The sequence below is a fragment of the Bacillus sp. JJ1474 genome (assembly GCF_036965225.1).
GTDB lineage: Bacteria > Bacillota > Bacilli > Bacillales > Cytobacillaceae > Cytobacillus.
In genome coordinates this window covers 1-6,550 of record NZ_JBALPC010000283.1, presented here as the reverse complement: position 1 = coordinate 6,550, position 6,550 = coordinate 1, and the positions used below count along the sequence as shown (strand labels likewise).

6 protein-coding genes are annotated in these 6,550 nt (G+C 38.4%); all 6 read right to left on the bottom strand.

Translation table 11 applies throughout. The features are described 5' to 3' along the window. A partial coding sequence (locus tag V7164_RS24570; protein WP_335355534.1) for an MFS transporter occupies positions 1–676 on the bottom strand: 676 nt, incomplete at its 3' end. Between the two features lie 78 nt (positions 677–754). Further along, complete coding sequence (locus V7164_RS24565) at positions 755–1,504, bottom strand: aspartate/glutamate racemase family protein (RefSeq protein WP_335355533.1); 750 nt, start codon at positions 1,502–1,504, stop codon at positions 755–757. Between the two features lie 250 nt (positions 1,505–1,754). Further along, a complete protein-coding gene (locus V7164_RS24560; protein WP_335345086.1) occupies positions 1,755–2,081 on the bottom strand; it encodes a cupin domain-containing protein in 327 nt (108 codons plus the stop codon). Positions 2,082–2,097: 16 nt separating this feature from the next. Further along, positions 2,098–3,831: a hydantoinase B/oxoprolinase family protein gene (locus tag V7164_RS24555; RefSeq protein ID WP_335345085.1), complete on the bottom strand. Its 1,734-nt coding sequence runs from the start codon at positions 3,829–3,831 to the stop codon at positions 2,098–2,100. 2 nt (positions 3,832–3,833) lie between these two features. Next, complete coding sequence (locus V7164_RS24550) at positions 3,834–5,876, bottom strand: hydantoinase/oxoprolinase family protein (protein WP_335355532.1); 2,043 nt, start codon at positions 5,874–5,876, stop codon at positions 3,834–3,836. A 30-nt stretch (positions 5,877–5,906) separates the two neighbouring features. Beyond that, complete coding sequence (locus tag V7164_RS24545; protein ID WP_335355531.1) at positions 5,907–6,449, bottom strand: helix-turn-helix domain-containing protein; 543 nt, start codon at positions 6,447–6,449, stop codon at positions 5,907–5,909. Positions 6,450–6,550 lie beyond the last annotated feature (101 nt).

Below are 6,550 nucleotides of genomic sequence, written 5' to 3'. Positions count from 1 at the left end.
CTTTCGCTTCCTCCTGGCGCCCTTTACCAGCCAGCCAGTATGGAGATTCAGGGATTTTCAGCAGCATAAATGCCCATAATCCACCTAAAGAACTGATAAATAGGACAACTCTCCAGCCACCAAGAGCACCTTCAACCTCCATAAATAAAACCGTAACTCCTACAGCAATAAGGACTCCGATTGGCCAACCTGCTGATAAATAACCGCCATATTTTCCTCGTTGTTTCACAGGAAGCATTTCCTCAAAATAAGGGAAAATACAAACTAGCATTCCTGCCAATGCTAAGCCTGCTAATAGCCTGCCTGCATACAGCATTTCAAAGTTAACAGAAAACACACTGATTAAAGAAAATAAAGTGTAAAGCAATAAACTATACATCATTGTTTTTTTACGGCCAATCTTATCGGAAATGAATCCCCAAATATAAGCCCCGGGAATCATTCCTAAAAAGATAGCTCCAATGATTGAACCTGTTTGTACTGCTGTTAAGCTAAATTCAGCTGCAATCTCCCCACTAAGAAAGATAATAATCATCATTTCCCACGCTTCAACTACAAAGGCAAAGAATAGAACCATCCCTACAAAAGCATGTCGGCTGTTAAATGGCATGTCTTTAAATAGTTCGCCTACCTGCACCACTGATTCAGCTTTTTTTCTTAATGCACCATTTACCATGGTAAAAACCCCCAATTATAACTGAATTTTCAGTAATTTATCTTCGTTTTTTGCCCTTCTTTTTACTGACAGCAATCCTTAAAATAGCCCCCAGTGGAAAACTTCTTTCTCTGGTGGAGACTGATAACCTACTAATTTACTATGGCTCCAATTAAACTTTTGCTTAATTTCAACTAAGAATTCTGCATATTTTAGCGGTGCCAAACTTGCATCAATAACAGGAACACCTATTTCTTTTTGAACCTCATTATAAAATCCAAATTCCATTGTGCAGCCTAGGATTATGACATCTGCACCATCTTTATCTACCGCCTCTTTTGCAGCTTGTTTTATGCGGCTAGATGTTTCATGATGGTCTTTTTGAAAATCATGGACACCTAAATCAATTGATTTGAATGAGGCTAATTTGTCTGCAAATCCATATTTGTGGACATTTTCTTTCATCTCTGGAATCCATTTTCTTCTCCCAACTACGATAGAAACACTTTCACCTAATGTTGTCGCAATATGCAAGCTGGCCTCTGCTGGTGCTGTGACTACCATTTTCTTTGAAACTTCCCTAGCAGCCCTTAAGATTGGATCATAAAAACAGCCAATTATCGCAGCATCATATCCGTCCTCTTCAGCTTTTTTAATTAATTTTAGTAATTCTGGCATAATCATTACTTCATAACAGTTATATTCAAGATGAATGGGACCATTTGCAGGAACTAAAGATACAACATCAACTATTGTGTCAGGCTGTTTTACTTTTTGGAATTCCTCTGCAAAAGTTTGATTAAATAAATCTGTAGTAATTGGATTGATCCATAGAATTCTTTTACTCACGTTAATTCCTCTCTTCTATTCAAAGTTATTATGAATATCATTCTGGATGAATTAATTATCGTGTGTATTGGACCTGGTGAAATGTTAATTTTTTTGCAGAACTATGAAAGGAGCCCTCCTTAAGGAGGTTATCTAGGTAAGATCATTAGCGTTATGTGAGCTAAATTCATATATTGAGGGGGCGCTTGTCAATTAATTTAATAGACTTGCACTCATCCTAAGCAATAATAGCCGCCCCCATGTCTTTCTATTATTCTTTAACTAATACCCATACAATTTCACAAGGTTCTTGTGCTGTATTAAGACACCAGTGTTCTTCACCTGCTGGAATAAAGGTTGCTTCACCCGCTTGAATCTGAAAGGATTCCCCGCCACTTTCACCCTTTAGGCTTCCTTTTACAATAAATGAATATTCATTTCCTTCATGGCAAGACAATCCTTCGACTGGAACACGTTCCCCTGGTGCAATACTTACTTTTCCAAACTGGATATCTGCATGTTTTCTTTCATCATGAAAAAAGGTATCCATGATCGTTTTAGTAGCATCAAAACTTTTTGTCTCTTGAACAACTTTCATTTCTTTCCCTCCTATTCTAACTGCGAATGCTTAATTCTTTATATTCTCCTGTTTGTAAATCTACTTCTACTCCAAAGACCTCTCGTGCCTGCTCTGGCGTAATGTATTCACTTTTTACATCTTTAGCAACAAGATGGGCTGGACGTTCAAGAGGATTTCCATAGCCACCTCCTGTACCAGTCATTAATTTAACGACATCACCCTTATTCAATGGATAACGGGCATATACTCCAAATGGTCCTTCAATTTCCCCAGTTGCCTTTTCAATATAGAACTCATTATTGGACCCATCCATGCCTCCATTCGCACCCCAAGGTTTTGTTTGATTTCTTCCGTAAGTAATAGTAGCAGATTGACCATCTGTTAAAGCTCTGTACGAACGAATAACTCCAGAACCGCCAACTGCCTTCCCGGATCCTGCTCCATCTGTTCTCAAACTATATTCATCTATTAAAACTCCATAACGAGTTTCAGCTACTTCAACAGGAACATTGTATGTCTCACCATCAGCCACACAGAACTGTCCAGCAGCACCATCTTGTCCTTCTGCTGCACCCCAACCGCCGACTGAAGGTTCCACAATTAAAAACGGTTCATTCGTATCTTGATGTAATCCTGTCAGTGTTACGGAACATACAGATAAATGATGACCGGCTGCAAGCCTTTCCGGTAAATGTGGAGCCATCGCCTTCCAGATTAAATCTAAGCTGCCTAAAAGTGTTTCAAAGTAATTAGAAACAGGAGCTGGCCGCTCTGCTGACATAATAGATTTCCGGTCTACCAATACTTTTAATGGTCTGAATACCCCATCATTGACATCTTGTGATGGATTCGTCATCGCAAGAAAAATAACTCGTACCGCTGACACAAGACCTGTATATGAACAATTCACAGTTCCAGGCACTTGCGGATGGCTGCCGCGGAAATCGCAAATAAACTCGTCATCAGTAATTGTTACCTTAACTTTTATAGGAAACGGTCCATTACCAATTCCGTCTGTTTCAATTACATCTTCAGCTTCAAAGGTACCTTTTGGCAATTTAGCAAGTTCTTTTCTAGCCAACTGTTCCCCATGATCGAGTAAATAATCGATTGAAGCTTGGATAATATCTCGTCCATGCTTATCACATAATTCCCTTACCCTCTTATCACCTGTTTTCAATGCTGCAACCTGTGCCCACATATCTCCAAGAGAAAGTTCAGGAAATCGAACATTTGCCTCTAATACATCGACAAGTCCTTGGTTAACAATGCCTTCACTAAATAGTTTCACACATGGAAACTGGAGTCCCTCTTGAAAAATTTCCGTTGCATCATTAGTGAATGAGCCTGGGTCTTTCCCACCCACTTCCGTCCAGTGAGCTTTATTTGCTGAAAATGCGATCAATTCACCTTCGTGAAAGATCGGCATAACTAATCCAACATCGGATAAATGAGATCCGCCGCCGCCATATGGATCATTGATGATGATAATATCTCCAGGTTTTAGGTTGCCGTCTTTACCAAATTTCTCGATTGTTTGTTTGACCATAAAGGTTAACATTCCAATAAATCCGGTTACGCCATTCCCCTGGGTCAAAAGCTGTCCTTTAGAATCTGTTAACCCACTTGCGTAGTCAAGAACTTCATAAATAATAGGGCTCATTGAAGTGCGTGCAAGTGCATAAAACATTTCATCCCCTGTAGCAAGTAAGGAATCTTTTACAATTTCTAAAGTAAATGGATCTACCTTCACATTTGTCTTTACCATAATTACTCAACCCCCGTAGTAATGATTAGATTCCCATAACCATCTACAAAAAGATTTTGCCCTTCATAAATAACCGTAACGGCTGACTTCTCTTCAATAATAGCAGGCCCTTGTATCACTTCATTTGTTGGCAAACTACTACGATCATATACTTTTGTATTTATCCAGCCTCTTTCCTCAAAATAGACTGGTCTAATCTCTTTAAGTGCCTCTTCAATATTGCCTTCCTTTTCATTCTGTTGTAATTCTGGCTTTGTAACTTTTCCAAAGGCAGTTACGTGAAGACTTACTATTTCTGTTTGTGCATTCAACAATTTAAAGGTAAAGTTTTTCTCATGCAATTCATGGAACTTGTCTACTATTTCATGAATATCTTCATTAGTCCATTCACCGCCAGGCACTGGAACTTTCACAGTATGTTCTTGTCCCACATAACGCATATCAGCAAATCTAGTAAACATCACTCTCTGTTTTTCAACGCCTTCTTCTTCAAATTGCAGGAATGCATTACTTTCAATCGTGTGCCATTCATTTGCTATTTCTTTTAAATCAATAGCATTGATTCGTTTTATATATGTTTTAATATAGTCATGTCGGAGGTCTGTCATCAGCATACCCCAAGCTGAAAATACAGGAGATGCTAATGGAATAACCACCTTTTTTACCCCTAGTTCTTTTGCAAGGGCAGGAGCATGCATAGATCCTCCTCCTCCAAAAGCGACTAATGTAAATTCTCTAGGGTTATGCCCTTTTCTGATCGAAATTAACTTCAATGCATTTAGCATATTAGAGTTAGCAATACGGATGATGCCAAGTGCAGCTTCTTCTGGACTAATATCAAAATGGTTGGCGACATTTTCTTCAATGGCTTGTTTTACCCTTGAAACATCTACCTTATAGTCAAAGTTTTTAGCTGAAAGTCTTCCTGTAAATAGATTTGCATCTGTAGTTGTAGGTTTAGTACCTCCCTGTCCATACGCAACTGGTCCTGGCAATGCTCCGGCTGACTGTGGTCCTACCTTTAACGAACCTGCATCATCAATCCACGCAATAGATCCTCCGCCGTTTCCAATTTCAACAATATCAACTACAGGCGCTTTTATTGGATACCCTGCACTCCTAGAATTACGATCAATATAGTAGTCGGTTGTTACTTTTACTTCACCATCTTCAATTAATGAACATTTTGCTGTTGTTCCGCCTATATCAAAGGCAATAATATTTTTTTCGCCAATCAGTTCTCCTAGAACCGCTGCTCCAAAAATTCCTGCAACTGGACCAGATTCAACCATGTTAATTGGAAGTTTTTTTGCTTGATCAAATGTTGTCGTTCCCCCATTTGACTGCATAATATAGTTCCTGCTATTCGTTTGATTTTCCTCGAGTTTATTCTGGAGACGCTCTATATAACTAGAAGCTATCGGCTGAACATAAGCATTCAGGATGGTTGTATTTGTTCTCTCATATTCGCGCCATTCTTTTGTTGTTTCGTGGGAAGCCGTTACAGCGATTTCTGGCCAAAGCTCTTTAATTAGTTCTACAGTTTTCTGCTCATGAATTGGGTTTACGTATGAATGCAAATATGCTACTGCAATTGCTTCTACTTCTTCCCGTTTGAAATATTCAATAATTTCCTTTACTTGATCACTATTAAGGGGTGTTAGTATTTCACCTTTATAATTGAGTCTTTCTTCTACTTCCTTCCTTAAAGCTCTCTCTACAAAAGGTTCAGGCTTTTTATAACGCACATTAAATAAATCAGGTCTGTTTCCGCGGGCAATTTCCAGTACATCTCTAAAGCCCTTTGTTGTAATGAGACCTGTTTTTACTCCTTTTTTCTCAGTAAGCGCATTAATAATAACAGTTGTGCCATGAATAAAGGTTGTAATGGCTTCCTGATCTACTTCACTTTTTGAAATGACATCGATTACACCTTGCTCAAAATTTGGAGGTGTTGTGTGGCTTTTTGCAACTCCAAACCTTCCTTGCTCATCTACATATACTAAATCAGTAAAAGTACCGCCAATATCAGTTGCAACTCTCATTTTCCCCATCCCTTCCACAAGTCAAAATCTTCAAAAAATTACAGGCGTCAAAACACTATATAATACAGTTTCTTGATTCAGCGGATTTTCCCACTGATGCGGTTTCTCAGATGGAAAGTGAATAGATTCCCCTGCACTTAAAAGATATTCCTTATCACCTACTCTGAAAATAACCGTACCTTCTAATACGTAGTGGATCTCCTCGCCGTGATGGCTAAATACCTCACTGTCTTTATAATTCGGCGCTAGGGTTACTCTTAAAGCCTCTAGTTGTCTGCCTGGAATTTCTCCACTTAACCTTACATATTTGGAAGGAGAACCTTCCATTTTAAAAGTTTTTTGATCAGCTTTTTTGACTGCATAGTTTTGTCCATGCTGATCCTCAAAAAAATAAGTCATATTTACTTCAAATGCATCTGCAATTTTTTTAAGCGAAGTGATAGCTAACGAGGATGTCCCCCTTTCCACCTGAGAAAGAAATCCTACAGAAAGTCCAGTTTTTTCACTTAACTCTTTCAATGTAGCACTATTTTTTAATCTAAGATCTTTAACCTTTGCACTAATTTCGTCCATCTAGGTGATCCTTTCTTCACACACTTTTTATAGTTAAACTATAATTTTAAGGTTTTACCTTATTTTTTATAGTGTTACTATAATATTTTTCATAATATCAT